Origin of the sequence: Prevotella sp. 885 (assembly GCF_002265625.1) — a bacterium.
In the GTDB taxonomy this organism is placed as follows: Bacteria; Bacteroidota; Bacteroidia; order Bacteroidales; family Bacteroidaceae; genus Prevotella.
In genome coordinates, this window is record NZ_NOVE01000007.1 from 55136 (window position 1) to 74892 (window position 19757).

Genomic DNA, 19757 nt, shown 5'->3' on the forward strand with positions numbered 1-19757 from the left:
AACGTTCTTATGTGTTATTTATTGCCTATCACAACAAGTTTCTTGGCTTTCGACGTTGTTGTGGCTCCGTCTGCGGTGAGCAGAACGCGATAAAGATAGACACCGGTCTGGAGCTTTGCGCCTCCGTCGAGGTCCAGATTCCAGTTCATCGTGTAGAGCGAACCGTTGCTTGCGCCGCTTTCCTGTCGTCTTAGGAGCAGTCGGCCGCTCATGTCGAACACCTCAAGCGTCACGCTGACATCGCTTCCGTTGCGGTCATGCGCAATGATGAAGGTGGTGTTGTCACGTGCAGGATTGTCGGTACAGCTGACGGAGAACGACGGCTTGACGCCTTTCTTCACTTCAAACTGCAGCTCTGACGTCGTGACGTTGTTGAGAATGTCCCACACGCGGAACTTCAGACTGTGCTTTCCTACCGCGAGTTCGGGGATTACGTAGTAAGTGGTGCCTGACGTGTACGAACCGAAATCGAAGCTGAAGTTGTCGTTCAGCGTGTATGTCTGTGTCTGCTTGCCGTCGATGATGAGCAGCATGTCGTGTCCGATTCCCGAACCAGAGACGTTGATGCCGTCCTTGTCATTTATCTCCGCCACGAAGTAAGGCGTGGGATTGACGGCTCCTCCGTTTACGAAGGAAGGCGAATTGAGATAGCAATATACTGACGGTCCCACGGAGTCGTTGGCTGCAATGTCGCTACCGCCAATCACCACGTTCTCCGAATAGCCGTTGGCAATGAGGGTGCGGTCGTCGTTGATGGCAAACGCATTGATGAGTCCGGTCTCGCCGGAATAGTTGATGTCCTTCGGCACGGCGAAGGTTATCTGGAATCGTCCGTCCTTAACGACGTTGTCGCCGGAGAATATCTTCTTCGTGCGGTCGGTGTATGTGAACGGTCCTACATAGTCTTTCTCTGAAGCAGTATTGCCTCGTGTCACGATTTTCTCAAGGTTGTCGCGAACCGTGAGGCTCACCATGCCGCTGAAATCGTCATTATCGACAATATGTCCTGTGACCGTTATCACCTGTCCTGCCTTTATATGCGCATTCTTTCCGTCCGTGACATCCACCCCAGCGATGGAGTCGATTGCCACTTGCGCGGTCGGCAAGTTGAGTCGCATGGCAGGATCGCCGAACAGCGAGTACTGTAGCGAGTTCTTCGCAAAGCCCGAATCCGAATTCATATTCTTGGCTCTTCTTTGGGCTTCGCCGATGGTAATGGGGCGTCCGTCGTCCTCATAGGTGAGCACGTGCTTCATAAACGCGAGGTTAAGGCGGGTGTTCTGGCTGGCATATACGGTACGTGTGGTGCCGTAAAACGCCACTGCTCCACCCTTCTCGTTCAGCACAGCCATCTCGCCGATGGTTTCGTCCACGCCGTCGAAAGGCATGATGTCGCACGACGCAGTCACCCAAAGCGGCAGATTGGTGTTGGTGAACGACTTGAAGTCGTTGATGCGCAGAACCTTCTCGTGCGATATCTGAATCTCCGAACCGTGTCCGGCATAGTTCATGATGAGCGCTCCCTGCTCCTGCTGCGCCTTTACAAGCTTCGTAACTTCAGGATATGAATTGCCTGACGCAGTGGTCTCACGGGTGTACGAGTCCCACATAACCTTCTTGACATAGAATCCTGGATGGACTGATATAATCTGGTCAGCCACTCTATTGGCGTCTTCCATGTGCTGATTGCTGTCGCCGTCGTCACCCATAACCATTATGGTATTCTGCCATGCGCCACCATTCTGATTTGCCTCGTACGCCATCATCTTGTCAATCATCACCTTCGCTTCCTCCACAGTATTGACGGGGAAGCGTCCTACAGCCACGTCCAGCTTGTCTTTGGAAAGCGGCTCCGATCCTTCTCCGTCGTCAAGCATACATGAGAAGCCGTCGTCCATATAGCAAGTCACCTTATTGAGTGAGTTCTCGCTTTCGAAGACGAGGAGGTGGTCGTCGGGATTAAGGCTGCGACAGGCAGGCGTAAGCATACGGTTGTCCCAGACACTGTTGCCGAAGAGCACCAAATAACGCGGCTGGTCGGCTGCGGTGGTGGCGCGGTCGTAGAGCATCTTCAGATAACGGCGGTACGCCGACACGTCCGGTGTGCCGCTGCTGAACTCGTTGTAAAGCTCGTCGGCTGGCACAATGTTCACTCTCAACGAGTCTTTCTGCTCACGGTAAGCCTTCAGCCTCTCTGCCTGCGGACGGAGCTTCTGCGATGTGGGGATGATAATCACCATATCTGCCTGCGGATCGGCATGATGGTCCTGATTGGTTATGCGATATACATATTGTGGTGTGGGGATGTTTGCTGCTCTCAAATCTGGAGCCGGCAGGGGATTGTCGTAAGCCAACGAAACGTAATCGAGGCGCATCGGCGACGATGACGACTGTGCGGAAAGTACGGTTAACTTGACGATATTCTTCTCATTGGAGAGGTTTTTCACCTTATATATGGCAGCTACTTCGGCACCGAAATCATAGTCTGAGTTGCTGATTTTCGGCGAAATCGTGCCAACGATGGAGTCGTTGAATGCCACCTCCACCCTGCAGCCTGTCTTCGTCGACACGTTCACGGAAAGCACAGCCTGACGCGCGTTGGGGTTGGCGGCAAGCTCTGCCGTGTAAGTGCCACCCACAGCGACGGCTGTAGGGTCGTAAAGATTTCGTCCGCCTGAATACCAGGCATGTCCGTCCTTCTCGTAAAGGTCGTGATAATAATAAGGTGAGGGATAGAACGAGGACACGAAGGCTGCCGAATCCACCTTCAACGGATCGCTGTCACTCTCCGTAAGGAAGTAATATCCATAGTCAGAAAAATAGTTGCGGGTGCGGCGTTCCGACTTGTTGTTCTCCCACGAAACGGGGCCGAGGGCATAAAAAAGGCGCTTTCCGCCAACGTCGCACGTTGCCACTTCCTTGAGGTCGTCTTTCTCAATGAGGTCTGAGGGTATGAGCACCTCGCTGTGAAGATTGCCTCCATATCCGTAAATCTTCACCTTGGAGGGATTGGAGAATCCTGCCTGACGGATGAGCGACTCCGTAATCTGATAAACTCCGGTGGACGGCACGCGTATCTTTGCCCAGTTGCCCTTGCGCAGGACGCTGTGTGCAGCGTAGCGCTTGGCTGGCGCAATGATGTCCGCTCCTCCCGTAGACGAAGCCTTTGCCTCACGACGGAGCATGAAGCTGGTGAGCACCTGATACTTTCCGTCACGGAAAACCACGGGGCTGAACGACGTATAGAGCGACGGAATCTTGCGGTCGTACGACACCGCAGTATGCAGACTGGGCATCTCGCCGGGCTTCACCGCGTTATGACGAAGATAGTCGGCGGCTTCCTGCGCAGTCATGTCCCTGAACTCGGGATACACAATGCTGACCACATACGATGAGTCGCGCCACGCTCCGTCAAGGGGCGTGGTCTGCGTGTAGGACGGGACGCTCACCGAGTCAATCCGTAGCTGCTCGTCAGTAAGATGTATGAACTGCTGCGACATGGCGTGCATGGCTGTCATGACCAGCGTAATCAGCATTATGGCTTTGCGCATAGTAGTGTGTTTCGTTTTGTTCTGATAAAAATAAGAATTGTGGCGGAGCGTTACTTGCAGTTGAACTGCAGCACCTTACGGTCCTCAACGTAGCCTTCCAGCTTATCGTCAATATGGACCGGACCCACTCCTGCCGGCGTTCCTGTATAGAGGATGTCGCCCGTCTTGAGCGTGAAGTACTGTGAGATGTAGGCGATAAGCTCGTCCACCTTGTAGAGCATGTCCGACGTACATCCCTCCTGCACCGTCTTTCCGTTTATGTCCAGATGGAAATGTATAGCTTGGATGTCGCGGAATTTCTCCACCGGCACCCACTCGCCGATGGCGGCAGCTCCGTCGAATCCCTTGCAAAGGTCCCAGGGCTTGCCTTCCTCGCGCAGCTTCTGCTGCAGCTCGCGCGCCGTAAAGTCGATGCCAACGGTGACGGCGTCGTAATAACGATGTGCGAATCGCTGCGGGATGGTCTTTCCCAACTTCGATATTCTCACCACCAATTCGGTCTCATAGTCGATGCGTCCGAGGTGGTCAGGGATGAAGAAGGGCTTGTGGTCCTTAAGCAGAGCCGAGTCCGCCTTGAGGAAAATCACAGGACTCTCCGGTTTATATAACGCTCCATGTAGCTCTTTATTGTGTTCGAGGTAGTTCATACCTACAGCAAAAATCTTCATTTCTTCTTTCAGTAATCGGTTGTACAGGATGTATTTAAAGAAAAAGCCGTGAAAGAGTTTCCACTCCTCACGGCTCGTATAATGGTTTGTGTGTAATTACGCGAATTACTCAGCAGCGAGAGTGAAGCGCTTGTAAGCAACGATCTTCAGCTCCTTGTCCTGCTTCTTGAGGTAGTCAGCAACGCTCTGCTTGTCGCCGTCGCCGAACTGGAACTCCTGGCAAACGAGGCAGTTCTCCTTGAGGAACTTGCCTACACGACCCTTAGCGATGTTCTGGATCATGTTCTCGTTGAGGTTAGCAGCCTTCTCTGCAGAGACAGTCTCCTTGATCTCGCGGAACTTGGCAACGTCCTCAGCTGTGATCCAGCCCTTGCCCTGGTTTGACTCGATGTGATCCTCAGAGTCGAAGTGGTTAGGATTGAGACCAGCCTTCTTAAGAGCCACCTCAACTGCCTTCTCTACCTGCTCCTCCTTAGTCTTCTGAACAGCAACCTTGTACTCCTCTTCCTTAACTGACTCAGGAACTGAAGCCTCATCGAGAGCGATAGGCTTCATAGCAGCCACCTGCATAGCTACCTTGTGACCTGCGTCCTGATTGTTCTGGTTGAGCTGTACCATTGTGCAGAGAGTGTGCTTGCCCATGTGGTCATAAACCTCGATGTTCTCACCCTCGAGTACCTCATAGCCGTCGAGCTCCATCTTCTCGCCAGTGATGCCAGAGCGCTGTGTAACAGCAGCCTGAACGTCACCCTCACCGAGCTTGAGAGCCTTCACCTCGTCGAGAGTGTGGCACTTTGCAGCGATGGCAGCGTCGAGAATGTCAGATGTAAGCTTAACGAAGTCAGCACCGTTAGCAACGAAGTCGGTCTCGCACTTGAGAGCGATCATGGCTGCAAAGCCGTCAACGTTCTTAACGAGAACACAACCGTTAGATGTCTCGCGGTCAGAACGCTTAGCAGCGATAGCGAGTCCACGCTCACGGAGCAACTCCTTTGCCTTATCGAAATCACCTTCTGCCTCAGTGAGGGCCTTCTTTACGTCTGCAAGACCAGCACCAGTCATGGCACGAAGTTTCTTGATGTCTTCAATTGAAATAGCCATTTTGTTAATTTATTATTTAGTAATTAATATTTATTATCTGTTGGGGTCGGGTCTTCGCGCTGACATCCTTGGGGAATAACGCCTTTAACCCAAAAATCGGAAATTCTCCATTCTAAAACCTTGGATTTACGAATTAAAGAATTTCCGATCTTTATATTATTTATGTAAGATTACTCTGCGTTCTCAGCAGGAGTCTCCTCCTTGCGAGCCTTACGGGGAGCCTTGCCCTCCTTCTGCTCAGCAGCTGCCTTCTCGTCAGCCTTCTCTACCTTGCGCTCCTCAAGACCCTCTGCGATAGCACCGCAGCAAGCTGAGAGGATAACGTCGATAGAATCCTTAGCGTCGTCGTTAGCCGGGATGATGTAGTCGAGGTTGCGGGGATCAGAGTTGGTGTCCACCATAGCAAACACAGGGATACCGAGGCGGTTAGCCTCCTTCACTGCGATGTTCTCCTTCATCACGTCGACAACGAACAAAGCGCTCGGAAGGCGAGTCAAGTCAGCGATAGAACCGAGGTTCTTCTCCAGCTTAGCGCGCTGACGTGTCACCTGCAGAAGCTCACGCTTAGAGAGCTTTGAGAATGTTCCGTCGTTCATGAGCTTGTCGATGTTCGCCATTTTCTTAACAGCCTTGCGGATTGTCGGGAAGTTGGTGAGCATACCGCCCGGCCAACGCTCGATAACGTAAGGCATGTTTACGCTCGCTGCCTTCTCAGCAACGATGTCCTTAGCTTGTTTTTTAGTAGCGACGAACAGGATCTTCTTGCCTGACTTTGCAATCTGCTTGAGAGCCTCAGCAGCCTCGTCAACCTTGGCTACGGTCTTGTGCAGATCGATGATATGAATGCCGTTGCGCTCCATGAAGATGTAAGGAGCCATTGCGGGATTCCACTTACGACGGAGGTGGCCAAAGTGACAGCCTGCCTCTAACAACTGGTCAAAATTAGTTCTTGACATTTCTTTGTTCTGATTAATTTGTTTACTTTCCTTTTAGTTGAATTGAACCAGCCCATGAGTAACGAATTGTGAACGACACTCTTCGGTCTTATGGGTTTGGATGCTAAACTTCGGGTCTGAGCTTCAAGCCACACATATATAATAATGTGTGTCAGCCAGTGTCCGAATATTAACGCTTGCTGAACTGGAAGCGACGGCGTGCCTTCGGCTGACCCGGCTTCTTACGCTCAACCTCACGAGAGTCGCGAGTGAGGAAGCCCTGTGCCTTGAGAGCCTTCTTGTCTTCTGCGTCAACCTTTACGAGCGCACGGGCGATAGCGAGGCGGAGAGCCTGGCTCTGACCTGTAAAGCCGCCACCGTCGAGGTTGCACTTGATATCATATTTCTCTTCCGCACCGAGCAGGAGCAGCGGCTGCTTAACCACGTACTGCAGGATTGCTGATGGGAAGTACTTAGCGAGTTCTACCTTGTTGATTGTGATCTTACCGGTGCCCTCTGTGAGATATACACGAGCTACGGCACTCTTACGGCGACCAATTGCATTAATCATTTCCATCTTCTTGCTTTATTTATACTGGTTAATATCGATAGCCTTCGGCTGCTGTGCCTCGTGCTTGTGCTCTGTACCGTCATATACATAGAGGTTGTCGATAAGACGACGACCGAGCGGGCCCTTGGGGAGCATGCCCTTTACAGCGTGACGGATGATCTTGTCCATGCCGTCCGGACGCTTGCGAAGCTCAGCGGGAGTATTGAAGCGCTGTCCACCAGGATAGCCAGTATAACGTGTGTAGACCTTGTCTGTCTCCTTCTTACCGGTGAAGACAGCCTTAGCTGCGTTGATGATGATAACGTTGTCTCCACAGTCTACGTGAGGAGTGAAGTTGGGCTTGTACTTTCCGCGGATGAGCTTTGCTACCTTAGAGCAGAGACGACCTACTACCTGGTCTGTGGCATCGATTACCACCCACTCCTTCTTAGCTGTTTCCTTGTTAGCGGAAATAGTCTTGTAACTTAAAGTGTTCATTGTTTAATTTAAAAATTACTACTAAAAAACGTTTCTTCTTTTTTGCACGAGCGATTCACTAACCACGCCGCTTGGCCTATTCTTTAGCGAACGCTATTAACACCCTCATGCAGGGGACTCTAAGTGTATCCCCGAATAATCGGTCCGCAAAATTACTCATTATTTATTATATACAAAAACAAGACAGCTCACAAAGCGTAACATTTAAAGTTATTTAACTTTCGATATGTATTTGGTAACCACTCAGCACATGTTCTTCATGTCTAATAACATATTTATATAATGAAACCCACTGCAAGCTCGTCACCTTTGTGACCTCATACCGCCACTTTAGTTATCCGAAACCGCCACTTTTGTTACCTCACACCGAACGATATGAATGCTTATATCGAACGATGTGAATGCTTATATCGAACGATGTGAATGCTTATATCGAACGATGTGAATGCTTATATCGAACGATGTGAATGCTCATATCGAACGAAATGGGACAACATTGAAAATTGAATGATGTCATAAAAGTAGCGGTTTTGTAAGAGAATAGGGCTTATATCACGAAAAAAACACGCTACGAAACAAAAAAAATCACGTTTTTGCTTTGTAATTCAAAAATTATTACTACCTTTGCACTCGCTTTAAAAAAGCAAGGGTGGTTACCAGAGTGGCCAAATGGGGCAGACTGTAAATCTGCTGGCTATGCCTTCGGTGGTTCGAATCCATCACCACCCACCTCATAATGCTTTTAAAGGCGCGTCACGAGTGATTGTGGCGCGCCTTTTTTTATCTCCTTTCTGCAAGTCAACGGATAAAATAAATAAAAAACGTTTAATAAGAACGCGCGGAAGCAGGATTGCAGAAAAAAAGAGGTATCTTTGCACCATATAGTACTATTTCTTATTTCTTATATGCACAAAGCAGGATTCGTAAACATAGTCGGCAATCCTAATGTCGGCAAATCAACGCTCATGAACCAGCTCGTAGGCGAACGCATCAGCATCGCCACGTTCAAGGCGCAGACCACACGCCACCGCATCATGGGCATCGTAAACGAAGAGGACGCACAAATTGTCTTCTCCGACACCCCGGGCGTGCTCAAGCCCAACTACAAGCTGCAGGAGTCGATGCTCGCCTTCTCGGAGTCGGCGCTGCAGGACGCTGACGTCCTGCTCTACGTGACGGACGTCGTGGAGAACCCCGAAAAGAACGAGGATTTCCTCAGCAAGGTGAAGAAGATGACCATCCCCGTGCTCCTACTTATCAACAAGATTGACCAGAGCGACCAGAAGACGCTCGGCGACACCGTGGAACGCTGGCACTCGCTGCTTCCCAACGCCGAGATTCTCCCGATATCGGCTAAGAACAAGTTTGGTGTGGACATGCTGATGCGACGCATCAAGGAGCTCCTGCCTGACTCACCACCATTCTTCGACAAGGACCAGCTGACGGACAAGCCCGCCCGCTTCTTCGTTTCGGAGATAATCCGCGAGAAGATTCTGCTCTACTATGACAAGGAGATTCCTTACTCGGTGGAGGTGAAGGTGGAGTCGTTCAAGGAGACCGACCGCAACATCGACATCCACGCCGTCATCTACGTGGAGCGCGACTCGCAGAAGGGCATCATCATCGGACACCAGGGCGTGGCGCTGAAGAAGATGTCGACGGAGGCAAGAAAGGCGCTGGAGAAGTTCTTCGGCAAGAGCGTATACCTGCACACCTTCGTGAAGGTGGACAAGGACTGGAGAAGCTCTAAAAGAGAACTCGATAACTTCGGATATAATCCGGAATAGGCGGCTACGCCGCCCTCCCCTGAATAGCAAAGAGGGGACACTCTCGCCAGAGAGGCGAGGGCCGGAGTGAGGTCAGCTTCGGCAAATTATCAACTCGGATGCACAGACCACATCCAAGACCTCCCGTCGATGGGAGGGAAAATGACTAATACACCAATATGGCAAATTTAGTGGCAATAGTGGGACGCCCTAACGTGGGCAAGTCAACACTATTCAACCGCCTGACAAAGACTCGTCAGGCCATCGTCAGCGACACAGCAGGCACCACACGTGACCGTCAGTACGGCAAGTGCGAGTGGAACGGTCGCGAGTTTTCAGTTGTAGACACCGGCGGATGGGTGGTGAAGAGCGACGACATCTTCGAGGACGCCATCCGCAAGCAGGTGATCGTGGCAACAGAAGAGGCAGACCTCGTGCTCTTCCTCGTGGACGTCCAGACCGGACTGACAGACTGGGACCAGGACGTGGCTCAGATTCTGCGCCGCACGAAGCTCCCTGTCATCCTCGTTGCTAACAAGACGGACAACAACGACCAGATTTACGACGCAGCCGAATTTTATTCGCTCGGACTCGGCGAGCCGCAGTGCATCTCCTCGGCAACGGGTAGCGGCACGGGCGACCTGCTCGACCTCGTGCTCTCGAAGCTGAAGGCAGACACCGGCGAACTCATCGAAGAGGGCATTCCCCGCTTCGCCGTCGTAGGACGTCCTAACGCCGGCAAGAGCTCCATCATCAACGCCTTCATCGGCGAGGAGCGAAACATCGTTACGGAGATAGCAGGCACCACACGCGACTCTATCTACACACGCTTCGACAAGTTCGGATTCGACTTCTACCTTGTTGACACAGCAGGAATCCGCCGCAAGAACAAGGTGTCGGAGGACCTGGAATTCTATTCGTGATGCGATCAATCCGCGCCATCGAAAACTCGGACGTCTGCATCCTCATGATTGACGCCACACGCGGCATCGAGGCACAGGACATGAACATCTTCCAGCTCATCCAGCGCAACAACAAGTCGCTCGTGGTGGTGGTGAACAAGTGGGACCTCGTGGAGAACAAGGACCAGGCTGTCATCAAGACCTTCGAGAACGCCATCCGTCAGCGCATGGCTCCGTTCGTCGACTTCCCCATCGTCTTCGCTTCGGCTCTCACAAAGCAGCGCATCTTCAAGGTGCTCGAGACCGCCAAGCAGGTTTATCTGAACCGCAAGGCTCACGTGGGCACATCGAAGCTCAACGAGGTGATGCTGCCGCTCATCGAGGCTTACCCGCCACCATCAACGAAGGGCAAGTACATCAAGATCAAGTATTGCACGCAGTTGCCTAACACGCAGATTCCTTCGTTCGTGTTCTACGCCAACCTGCCGCAGTATATCAAGGAGCCGTATCGCCGCTTCCTCGAGAACAAGATTCGCGAGAACTGGTCGATGCACGGTTGCCCGATAAATGTCTTCATTCGTCAGAAGTAAAAAAAAGACACGGAAAGGATGAACAGGATGAGAAATACGCTTGTATGCCTGTCCTTGTCGTTCGTCACTCTTTGCATGCTGTCGTGCCACAAGACAGAAGGACCGAAGCCGGAGGAAGTGGCGGGACGCACCGCCAAGGCTTACTACGACTACCTCATAGAGGGAAAGTACGAGGCTTACACCGACGGCTTCTATCAGCCTGACAGCATCCCCGGCAGCTACCGTGAGCAGCTCATCGTGAACGCCAAGCAGTATGCCGCGCAGATGAAGGAGGACCACGGTGGACTGGCAGCCGTAAAGGTGGCAGGGGCGAAAGCCGACACCGCCCGCCATACGGGTCACGCCTTCCTCGTGCTGTGCTTCAAGGACAGCACAAAGGAGGAGATAGTGGTGCCGATGGCATTGGTGGAAGGCAACTGGATGATGAAATAAGAGAACGGCATAAACAAACAAAACGTGAGCGACTCAAGCTGAACCAACAGCCCGCGTCGCTCACGTTTTGTTTATATAGAGTCTCAGTATATAAGCCATAAAAAAGGTCAGCCACGTTGCATCATCTGCACCGTGGCTGTTGTGTAATTAATAGTAAATTGTGATGACTATAAGTTTTTATTCTTTGAGAAGGTAAAAAATAGGTGATTGTTAAAGGTAATTTACTTTCCTGCACCATTCGACATTTCCGCGCACGTAGGCACATCCACATCTGATGCATGTGTGTGTTCTTGGTTTTATTATATCGAGGTCGTTATGTTATATGATGATTATTGATTCTTGATGTAAAGAAAGGGCCAACCTAATGCAGAAGACAAAACTCTTTTTGACATTTTGTAAAGGTCTCAGCCGTTTCTTCTGCAAAGATAGTTCAATTTTACATGATAGCAAAATAAATCAAGAGAAAAAACTTACATTTGTATAAAATTCCTCTTTTTAGAGCTGTTTTTCCGCTTTCTTCTGCTTTTACTGCCTCTTTCTTATAGCTTTACTTCCTTCAACACTTCGCCGTCCATTGTGCGCACAGCCATCACGCCGTCCTCATAAGTGGCGAACGTCGGGACGTTGCCTCCCTTGGGGAAAGTGATGGAGCCGAGGTTGCAGACGATGCGGTTGTCGTCGGTTGGCTCGAGCTTCCACAGGTGTGTATGTCCGTAGACGAAGACGTCGTTCTTCATCACAGGAGCATTGTCCTCGTTATAAACGTGTCCGTGTGTGAGGAAGAAGCGTCTGCCGCCTTCCACAACGAGGGCATAGTCAGCCATTATGGGGAACTGGAGCAGCATCTGATCCACCTCAGCGTCGCAGTTGCCACGCACGGCAACAATCTGATCCTTCATGGCGTTAAGTCGCTCGACGATTCCCTTGGGGTCGATTCCTTCCGGAATGCGGTTGCGCGGTCCGTAGTTGAGGATGTCGCCAAGGATGAAAAGCATGTCATAAGAGCCGCGCTCATAGAAGTCGAGCACGCGCTCAAGGGCTGGCAAGCAGCCGTGTATGTCGGAAACAAGTAGGAAGTTCACTTTGTTATTTAGTATTTATTATTTAGTATTTATTATTTATCAGTCGTTCAGCTCGCGTTCCTGATCGCGCTTGCGCTTCTGCTCGTCGAGGAGCTGGAAGTCCTTCTTTCTGAGCACGAAGGTGGAGCCGAGATACTTCTCCTTTACGATGCGGTTCTCTGCCAGCTCCTCCGGCTTGCCCTGGAAGAGGATGCGTCCCTCGAAGAGGAGGTAGGCGCGGTCGGTGATGGTGAGCGTCTCCTGCACGTTATGGTCGGTAATGAGAATACCGATGTTGCGGTATTTGAGTCGCCAAACCACGTGCTGGATTTCCTCCACGGCGATAGGGTCGACACCTGCGAACGGCTCGTCCAGCATGATGAACTTCGGGTCGATGGCCAAGCATCGCGCAATCTCCGTACGACGTCGCTCTCCACCGGAGAGTTGGTCGCCCTTGTTGCGGCGCACCTTGCCAAGATTGAAGTCGGCGATAAGGCTCTCTAACTTCTCAAGCTGCTCCTTACGCGAGAGCTTTGTCATCTCCAGTACGGACATGATGTTGTCCTCCACGCTGAGCTTGCGGAATACGCTCGCCTCCTGCGGGAGGTAGCCGATGCCGGCGCGGGCACGCTTATATACGGGATAGTCGGTGATGTCATGCTGGTCGAGGAAGATATGACCGGCGTTCGGGACGATAAGTCCTGTCGTCATATAGAACGATGTGGTCTTTCCAGCTCCGTTAGGACCGAGCAGACCAACAATCTCTCCCTGACGCACGTTTATCGACACGTCGTTGACAACCGTACGCTTGCCGTAACGCTTGACAAGTCCCTCGGTGCGGAGCACCATGCAATGCGGGCGCTCTTCTGATATATCGTTTTGTTCCATTGTCGTTGTATAATATGCCTATGATATGCAAAGTTACGTTATTTATTTTAATAAAAACTTTCGGATATGAAAAAAACTCACGATGAAGAAATAGTTTCTACCTTTTTATTGCTACTTTTGCACTTGCTATATATATAAGAACAACAGATTATGTTTATATTGAAATCGTTGAACACACTCGGACGCTACCTTATACTTATGGGTCGCTCCATCGCTCGTCCGGAGCGCATGCGCATGTTCCTCAAGCAGTATGCCAAGGAGATGTCATCGCTTGGCGTCGACTCTATCGGCATCGTGCTGCTCATATCATTCTTCATCGGAGCCGTTATCTGCATCCAGATGAAGCTGAACATCCAGAGTCCGTGGATGCCACGCTGGGTGTCGGGCTATACGACGCGTGAGATTCTGCTCCTCGAGTTCTCCTCAAGTATCATGTGTCTGATCCTTGCCGGCAAGGTGGGATCGAACATCGCCTCTGAGCTTGGCACGATGCGCGTGACGCAGCAGATTGACGCTCTCGACATCATGGGCGTCAACTCAGCCAACTACCTCATCCTGCCGAAGATATTAGGACTGGTGACCATCATGCCTTTCCTCGTGATATTCTCTTCTGCGACGGGCATTCTAGGAGCTTACGGCACAGCGTACGTCGGACATATCCTCTCGCCTGAGGACCTCACGCTCGGTCTGCAGCACTCCTTCAACTCCTGGTTTATGTGGATGAGTATCATCAAGAGCCTCGTCTTCGCCTTCATCATCTCAAGCGTGTCGAGCTTCTACGGCTATTCCGTGGAGGGCGGATCCGTGGAAGTGGGCAAGGCAAGTACGGATGCAGTGGTCAGTTCCAGCGTGTTGATATTGTTCTCGGACGTTTTCCTCACCCAGCTTCTCAGCTAAAATAAAGACTTATCTCATGATCGAAATAAAACATCTATGCAAGTCGTTCGGGGACAAGGAAGTCCTCAAGGACATTAACGCCGTCTTCGAGGACGGCAAGACCAACCTCATAATCGGACAGAGCGGCTCCGGCAAGACGGTTCTGATGAAGAATCTCGTGGGTCTGCTCACGCCTACAAGCGGCGAAGTGCTCTACGACAACCGCAATTTCGTGGCTATGACAAAGCATGAAAAGGTGCTGATGCGCCGCGAGATGGGCATGATATTCCAGTCGGCGGCTCTCTTCGACTCGCTCACGGTGCTGGAGAACGTGATGTTCCCGCTCGACATGTTCTCTTCGATGAACTATCGCGACCGCGTTCGCCGCGCTCAGGAATGCCTCGATCGCGTCAATCTTATAGACGCTCAGCATAAATTTCCGGGCGAGATTTCGGGCGGTATGCAGAAGCGTGTGGCCATAGCCCGCGCCATCGTGCTCAACCCGAAGTATCTGTTCTGCGACGAGCCTAACTCCGGTCTGGACCCACATACGTCGCTCGTCATTGACGAACTGCTCTCGTCCATCACCAAGGACTATAACATCACTACCATCATCAACACTCACGACATGAACTCCGTGATGGGCATCGGTGAGAACATCCTCTTCATCTATCAGGGTCATAAGGAATGGCAGGGCACCAAGGACGACGTGATGGGCTCAACAAACGAAAAGCTCAACGACCTCGTCTTCGCATCCGAACTCTTCAAGAAGGTGAAGAGAGTGGAAATGAATGAGTTAGGAATTAGGAATTAGGAGTTAGGAATTATTCTCGGCTTCGCCTGCGATTTTGAATTATTCAATTTTGAATTTATAATATAGTATAAACGAGGAAACGGGATAAACTGTATGAGCTGCGTGATTTAGCTTTCCGCAACTCTTACAGTTTATCCCGTTTGCTTATCTTATAATTCTTAATTGAATAACTCAAAACTCCTAATTCAAAACTATCTTCTTGCTCTTCTCTCCAACCTTCACCACATACATTCCCTTGTTAAGAGCGTTGTATGCTGCGGTGAGCGAGGCGCTGCCCTGCCCTCTTGCAACAGTTCTGCCAGCGAGGTCCGTTATCATCCAGGCGTCGGACGATGAAGAGTCTTGCGATATGCTGCCGATGCCGGATGTCTTGGCAATGATGTCGCGCTTTGCGGCGTTGAGAACGGAGCAGTCGCATGGATCCGTTGAGTTATAGTTGGCTACGAACGCCACCACTCTCATGTGCTTCTCGTCCCACTCATCATTAAGCGTAACGTCGAAATGGCGGTTATAGCCAGCCGTTACATCCACCTTCTCACCCCATGCCGGCGTGAGCGACTTGCGAGGAACATGACGATGATAGAATCCGCTGCTTGCACCTGCCTGCGACGTGCTGTAGAGGCTGTCCTCGGTCAGGAAGACATAGAGGCGAAGGCTGTCGGGAGTGGCAATGGGCAACAGCTGCTCGCCTGAGACGTCGATGCCAAGGCTGCGCGATGAAGGACTCCAGTCTGTAGTCAAGTCCACCGTCACAAGAGCGGGACGCTTCTGTTCAAGAGCGTAGAGCGCCTTGAGGTTGGTGGCAGACGCACTCATGATGGGCGTCTCATACTTGAACAGGTCGGGGAATGCGTTGCGCATGTCCATGCGGTCGATAAGCATAGCCGGAGCGAAGACGTGGTAAGAGGGATAGAACCATTCGTACGCCACGCTCTCGTCTATCGTGAACTGGTCTGTATAGAATCCGGCGTGATGACCTACCTCTATGAGGTTGTCCATGTCTGGCGTAACAGCGTCAATGGCATGATGAGCCTCAGGGCATGCCGTGCATCTCTCTGTGGAGAAGAGTTCGAGCAATACCTTACGCTGAACGTAACTGTCGCGGCACATTACGTTCTGCGCCTCCGTCCAGTTGTCCGTATCCACAGCGTCAGCGCCGTCGTTTACGGCCTTTATGCGCAGACGCAGAGTGCGGTCGCCAACAGCGTCAAGCTTCATGGTGGAGAGAGCGAACGATCCTTCACGGCGCGGAGCAACATTAAGGTCGCCGACGCGCTCCTCGCACAATTCGTTGTCGCCGTCATATAGAGCGAGAGTAAGACTGTTAACCGTAGACACACCGAGATTCTGGAAGTCGCCGAAGATGTCCATCACCTCACCTGTCCGTGCGTATTCAGGCATATTGGTGGCACCCAATCTTACGTTATGCTCCGGCATGTCGCCGCTAAGCGTGGCAAGCAGCGAAGCGCTGTAAGGTCCGTCATACTCAGCCCATGCTCCGTCCTTATCGAGAACATACTCACGATTGCGCACCAGGGCGTTGCCGTAACAAGCATACTTGGCTCCGTCCAAGGTGTAACCAATACATAAATCCGACCCGTCCACCACGTAAGGCGTAGCAAGCGTGAAGGTGTTCCATCTGCTCTTCGACGCATCCACCGTCTCCTTATAAAAAGGCGCCTCGCCAATGGCATGGCTGAGGAAGATGGTGATGGCGCCGTCCGTGGTCTTGTCCGACACGCCAATCTTCACTTCCGTAAGCCGACAACCCTTGTATGCCGACATATACGCAGCGTCGAAGAAGAGCGCCGCACCTGCCTTGCCGCCCTTAACCGACTCATAATTTGTGAGCGAATTCTTGTTGTTGCCTATGGTGAGCGTAGCTTCCGCAGCATACGCCCTAATACCAAAAAGAATCATGAGCACGAAGCCCATGATTCTTATTTCCTTATTTAATGTAAGGTTCATACGTTTTGTTTCAGTTAATGTTGGGGTAAACATCCGTTAGAATGTGTCTTATTACTTAGCCACCTTGAAGGTCTTCACGCCGTCAGCGGTCTGCACCTTAACGACGTATGTGCCAGCTGAGCGACCAGAGAGGTTAACCGGTGTGCCCTGACCTACGCGAGAAACGAGAGTGCCGTCTGCTGCATATACATCGGCTGAGCTATATTCGCCTGTGATATAAACGAAGTTGCGACCAGAGAATCTTACGTTAACGTCCTTGCGGATGCTGTCGATAGTCTTAACGGAAGTAACCGACTCGTCGTAGCTGATAGCCGGATAGTTAAACGCGACCTGACCGTCAGAAGTAACTCCACCACCAGCTACTACCTTGCCGTCAGCGCTGCAGCAATAAGCAGGATTCAAGCCCTGCTCCATGCTTGAGAAACGCTTGCCGTTGGCACCGCATGTATAGAAGTCGTCAGTATACTCCAACTTGCCATCAGCAGTATATACGAAGTACATCTGATTTGCGTCAGCGTCTACATAATAGCCATACATATTGCCTTCAGCGTCAATGGTGAGGAGAGTACCGCCATTGAAGTTTACAGTAGTAGTCTCGTCTTCTCCTTCATAGTCTTCCTCGTCGCCACAGTTGAAGAGCTGAACCAGCTCGCCGTCGCGGATGAAAGCAGGATTGAAACCGCCGCTACCGGCTACGTTCAGACCCACCATGGTCTTGCCGTCGTCGCTGATGTCGCGAACCAGGAACTGTGTGAAGTAAGCCGAATCAGCCTGCTCCACGAGCTCGCCGTCAACATACAGCTTGTTCTTGCCAGCCTGACCAAGCTGGTCATACACGGCGCTGAGAACGTATGAGTCGCCCTGCTTCTCCCACAATACGGGAGAATCGTGAATAATCTCCATAAGCGTTCCTTCGAGAATCTCCTTCTCGCCTACCTTAAGGCTAAGGTTTCCGGCTATATACTTGCCGTCGGCAGTAATGGCGCGAGCCTCCTCAGCGAAGTCCTCAGTCTTAGCCTGCTTCTGTGAATAGTGAGCGGGTACGGGCAGCTGCTGCCAGTCGCCGTCAACGGTGCGCCATCCAGGATATGCCACGGCATTCTTTTCCTCATCCTCGCGCTGCTCGAAGCTACCTACGATGATGCCGTCGTTAGATACGTCGCAAGCCGAGATGCGGTTGTATGTAAGGCCGAGCGGAGTAAGCTCTGTCGGATCAGAAGCCTGCCAAAGGAATGCGCCGCCCAACTGGAAGTTTATCTGCGAATCGTCATAACCTACAGCATACTTGCCGTTGGACGATACATGCTGGAAATAACCAGTAGCGCCCATCGTTTCTCCACCAAAATAAGGATCCGAAATCATAAAGTCCTGAAAGGACTGTGTCACCATTGTCTGGGCGTTTAGAGACTGTGCAGAAGACAACGCGAGCGAACCTACACACGCGCAAGCGAGTAAAAATTTCTTCATAGCGATATGTTTTTCGTTATTATTTATTAATGATTACGGGGCAAAAGTAACAAATTATATTTGATTAGCCAAATTATAACATTAATTATTCAATAAACCGGTCTTTTTCCTAAAGGTACTCCCACACAGCATCTACGTAGAAACAAAAAAGGCTGTCATGTGAAGCATCTGATGCTCCGACATGACAGCCTTTACTGTATTTGTATGATAAAAAGTATATCGTATTACTTCATCATCTCGTTGAACTCCTCGAGAGTTACTTCCTTCTCGTTCAGAGTTACGGCAGCCTTGAGGGCAGCAGCGAGCTTGATGTCTATGGCACGCTCTACGAAGTTGTCAACAGCCTCGCGCTTCTTGAGAAGTTCGTTAGCATAGTTCTCAACATACTCATCAGGAACGTTGGTCATGCCATACTGAGCGAACTGCATGCGAGCCATCTCAACGGCAGCAGCCTTAACGTCAGCGTCCTCAATCTTGATGTTCTGAGCCTTAACGAGCTGCTCCTTGATGAGGTGCCACTTGAGCTGCTTGATGCTCTCCTCGTAGTTCTTCTCTACGAAGTCCTCGCCCTTGTCCTTGTTGTTAAGGAGCATGATGCGCTTGAGGAGTGCGTCCGGCCATGTCAGCTCGCCAACCTTGTCCTCGCAGTACTTGCGTACGTCGATCATGAACTTGTAGTCAGCGTTCTGCTCGAGCTGCGGCTTGAGAGTCTCGGCAATCTTGTTGCGGAATTCCTCTTCGCTCTTTACCTCGCCCTCGCCGAATACCTGGTCGTAGAGCTCCTGACCGAGCTCAGCCTTAGCGAAGCGCTGGATTTCAGTAACCTGGTAGCTGAAGTCAGACTCGAGAGTCTTGGCAACCTCGCGGTCGATCTTGAGAAGTGAAGAAATCTCAGCCTCTCCCTCCGGATAAGCCTTGCGGGGGTTGAAGGTGATGATGTCACCAGGCTTGCAGCCCTTGAAGAGATCCTTCTGCTCGTCCACCTTGATGTATGAAGGCATCAAGACAGCGCCCTCAACGGTGATGCCGTCTTCCTTGGTGTTGCCCTCAGCGTCAAGCTCGCGGAGGTCGCCCTTGAGAAGGTCGTTCTTCTCTGCGTCATACTCCTCAGCCTTCTCGTACTTGCCGGCACGGCTCTGGAACATCTCCACCTGCTCGTCGATGAGCTTGTCATCAGCCTTGATGGTGTAGTGGTCGATCTTGTTGCGGCCGTTGAGCTCAATCTTGAACTCAGGAGCAACAGCTACGTCGAACACGAATGTATAAGGAGCGGGCTTCTCGATGTCAGCCGGAGTCTCCTGCTTCTCAGAAGGCAGGGGCTCGCCGAGCATCTGGATGTTATTGTCCTGGATGTATTTGTAGAGCTGCTCGCCTACAAACTTGTTAACTGCGTCGTAACGTACAGATACGCCGAACTGACGCTTGATGAGACCCATCGGGGCCTGACCCGGACGGAAACCGGGGATGTTTGCTCTTTTACGATAGTCCTTGAGTGTCTTCTCGACAGAGTCCTTGAAGTCTGCCTCTTCGACTGTGATGGTCAACAGACCATTCACTTTGTCGGGATTTTCGAATGAAATGTTCATTTTTTTGTAATGTAGTATATTTATATATTATTGTATTATTCGGCATTTTTGGCACGTAGCTGCAAAATTACACATTTTTAAATATCTATACGACATACTTATGA

15 protein-coding genes, 1 tRNA gene and 1 pseudogene are annotated in these 19757 nt (G+C 51.2%); 6 read left to right on the forward strand and 11 right to left on the reverse strand.

Annotated features, from left to right (window positions below):
• Positions 1–14 precede the first annotated feature (14 nt).
• The 6 genes from porU to rplM form a co-directional block, all read right to left on the reverse strand.
• On the reverse strand, positions 15–3551 hold the full coding sequence (gene porU, locus CHL74_RS04280) for a type IX secretion system sortase PorU (RefSeq protein WP_141241229.1): 3537 nt from the start codon (positions 3549–3551) through the stop codon (positions 15–17).
• A 50-nt stretch (positions 3552–3601) separates the two neighbouring features.
• Positions 3602–4219 carry a fumarylacetoacetate hydrolase family protein gene (locus tag CHL74_RS04285; protein ID WP_094879930.1) on the reverse strand — a complete coding sequence of 206 codons (618 nt, stop codon included), beginning with the start codon at positions 4217–4219 and terminating at the stop codon, positions 3602–3604.
• A gap of 105 nt (positions 4220–4324) precedes the next feature.
• Positions 4325–5320 carry a translation elongation factor Ts gene (gene tsf, locus CHL74_RS04290; protein WP_094879931.1) on the reverse strand — a complete coding sequence of 332 codons (996 nt, stop codon included), beginning with the start codon at positions 5318–5320 and terminating at the stop codon, positions 4325–4327.
• Positions 5321–5490: 170 nt separating this feature from the next.
• Entirely contained in the window at positions 5491–6276 is a 786-nt protein-coding gene (rpsB, locus tag CHL74_RS04295; protein ID WP_094879932.1) for a 30S ribosomal protein S2, read from the reverse strand.
• Positions 6277–6445: 169 nt separating this feature from the next.
• Positions 6446–6832 carry a 30S ribosomal protein S9 gene (rpsI, locus tag CHL74_RS04300; RefSeq protein WP_094879933.1) on the reverse strand — a complete coding sequence of 129 codons (387 nt, stop codon included), beginning with the start codon at positions 6830–6832 and terminating at the stop codon, positions 6446–6448.
• Positions 6833–6841: 9 nt separating this feature from the next.
• Positions 6842–7303: a 50S ribosomal protein L13 gene (gene rplM, locus CHL74_RS04305; RefSeq protein WP_094879934.1), complete on the reverse strand. Its 462-nt coding sequence runs from the start codon at positions 7301–7303 to the stop codon at positions 6842–6844.
• Positions 7304–7950: 647 nt separating this feature from the next.
• Here rplM and CHL74_RS04310 point away from each other — a divergent pair.
• From CHL74_RS04310 to CHL74_RS04325, 4 genes and pseudogenes are all read left to right on the forward strand, one after another.
• Positions 7951–8032 (forward strand) — tRNA-Tyr (locus CHL74_RS04310).
• A gap of 176 nt (positions 8033–8208) precedes the next feature.
• A complete protein-coding gene (gene era, locus CHL74_RS04315) occupies positions 8209–9090 on the forward strand; it encodes a GTPase Era (protein WP_094879935.1) in 882 nt (293 codons plus the stop codon).
• A gap of 158 nt (positions 9091–9248) precedes the next feature.
• Positions 9249–10561 (forward strand): annotated as a pseudogene (gene der, locus CHL74_RS04320) (ribosome biogenesis GTPase Der).
• Between the two features lie 18 nt (positions 10562–10579).
• On the forward strand, positions 10580–10993 hold the full coding sequence (locus CHL74_RS04325; protein ID WP_254923216.1) for a hypothetical protein: 414 nt from the start codon (positions 10580–10582) through the stop codon (positions 10991–10993).
• Positions 10994–11532: 539 nt separating this feature from the next.
• Here CHL74_RS04325 and yfcE read toward each other — a convergent pair.
• On the reverse strand, positions 11533–12075 hold the full coding sequence (gene yfcE, locus CHL74_RS04330) for a phosphodiesterase (protein WP_094879936.1): 543 nt from the start codon (positions 12073–12075) through the stop codon (positions 11533–11535).
• Between the two features lie 39 nt (positions 12076–12114).
• Complete coding sequence (gene lptB / locus CHL74_RS04335) at positions 12115–12942, reverse strand: LPS export ABC transporter ATP-binding protein (protein WP_094879937.1); 828 nt, start codon at positions 12940–12942, stop codon at positions 12115–12117.
• Between the two features lie 150 nt (positions 12943–13092).
• Here lptB and CHL74_RS04340 point away from each other — a divergent pair, with 150 nt between their 5' ends.
• Together CHL74_RS04340 and CHL74_RS04345 are read left to right on the forward strand one after the other, a co-directional pair.
• Positions 13093–13839: an MlaE family ABC transporter permease gene (locus CHL74_RS04340; protein ID WP_094879938.1), complete on the forward strand. Its 747-nt coding sequence runs from the start codon at positions 13093–13095 to the stop codon at positions 13837–13839.
• Positions 13840–13855: 16 nt separating this feature from the next.
• The gene (locus CHL74_RS04345; protein ID WP_094879939.1) at positions 13856–14632 is read left to right on the forward strand and encodes an ABC transporter ATP-binding protein; all 777 of its coding nucleotides are present in this window, start codon (positions 13856–13858) and stop codon (positions 14630–14632) included.
• Between the two features lie 180 nt (positions 14633–14812).
• Here the strand turns inward: CHL74_RS04345 and CHL74_RS04350 are convergent, their stop codons facing one another.
• From CHL74_RS04350 to tig, 3 genes are all read right to left on the reverse strand, one after another.
• Positions 14813–16600, reverse strand: coding sequence for an Omp28-related outer membrane protein (locus CHL74_RS04350; protein WP_176452167.1), 1788 nt, complete (start codon positions 16598–16600; stop codon positions 14813–14815).
• 51 nt (positions 16601–16651) lie between these two features.
• Positions 16652–18067, reverse strand: coding sequence for a T9SS type A sorting domain-containing protein (locus CHL74_RS04355; protein ID WP_094879941.1), 1416 nt, complete (start codon positions 18065–18067; stop codon positions 16652–16654).
• Positions 18068–18291: 224 nt separating this feature from the next.
• A complete protein-coding gene (gene tig / locus CHL74_RS04360) occupies positions 18292–19653 on the reverse strand; it encodes a trigger factor (protein ID WP_094879942.1) in 1362 nt (453 codons plus the stop codon).
• Positions 19654–19757: the final 104 nt, after the last annotated feature.

Coding starts and splice junctions, on each gene's coding strand:
- porU (WP_141241229.1), bottom strand. CDS start 3,551: ATGCGCAAAGCCATAATGCTGATTACGCTGGTCATGACAGCCATGCAC.
- CHL74_RS04285 (WP_094879930.1), bottom strand. CDS start 4,219: ATGAAGATTTTTGCTGTAGGTATGAACTACCTCGAACACAATAAAGAG.
- tsf (WP_094879931.1), bottom strand. CDS start 5,320: ATGGCTATTTCAATTGAAGACATCAAGAAACTTCGTGCCATGACTGGT.
- rpsB (WP_094879932.1), bottom strand. CDS start 6,276: ATGTCAAGAACTAATTTTGACCAGTTGTTAGAGGCAGGCTGTCACTTT.
- rpsI (WP_094879933.1), bottom strand. CDS start 6,832: ATGGAAATGATTAATGCAATTGGTCGCCGTAAGAGTGCCGTAGCTCGT.
- rplM (WP_094879934.1), bottom strand. CDS start 7,303: ATGAACACTTTAAGTTACAAGACTATTTCCGCTAACAAGGAAACAGCT.
- era (WP_094879935.1), top strand. CDS start 8,209: ATGCACAAAGCAGGATTCGTAAACATAGTCGGCAATCCTAATGTCGGC.
- CHL74_RS04325 (WP_254923216.1), top strand. CDS start 10,580: ATGAACAGGATGAGAAATACGCTTGTATGCCTGTCCTTGTCGTTCGTC.
- lptB (WP_094879937.1), bottom strand. CDS start 12,942: ATGGAACAAAACGATATATCAGAAGAGCGCCCGCATTGCATGGTGCTC.
- CHL74_RS04340 (WP_094879938.1), top strand. CDS start 13,093: ATGTTTATATTGAAATCGTTGAACACACTCGGACGCTACCTTATACTT.
- CHL74_RS04345 (WP_094879939.1), top strand. CDS start 13,856: ATGATCGAAATAAAACATCTATGCAAGTCGTTCGGGGACAAGGAAGTC.
- CHL74_RS04350 (WP_176452167.1), bottom strand. CDS start 16,600: ATGAACCTTACATTAAATAAGGAAATAAGAATCATGGGCTTCGTGCTC.
- CHL74_RS04355 (WP_094879941.1), bottom strand. CDS start 18,067: ATGAAGAAATTTTTACTCGCTTGCGCGTGTGTAGGTTCGCTCGCGTTG.
- tig (WP_094879942.1), bottom strand. CDS start 19,653: ATGAACATTTCATTCGAAAATCCCGACAAAGTGAATGGTCTGTTGACC.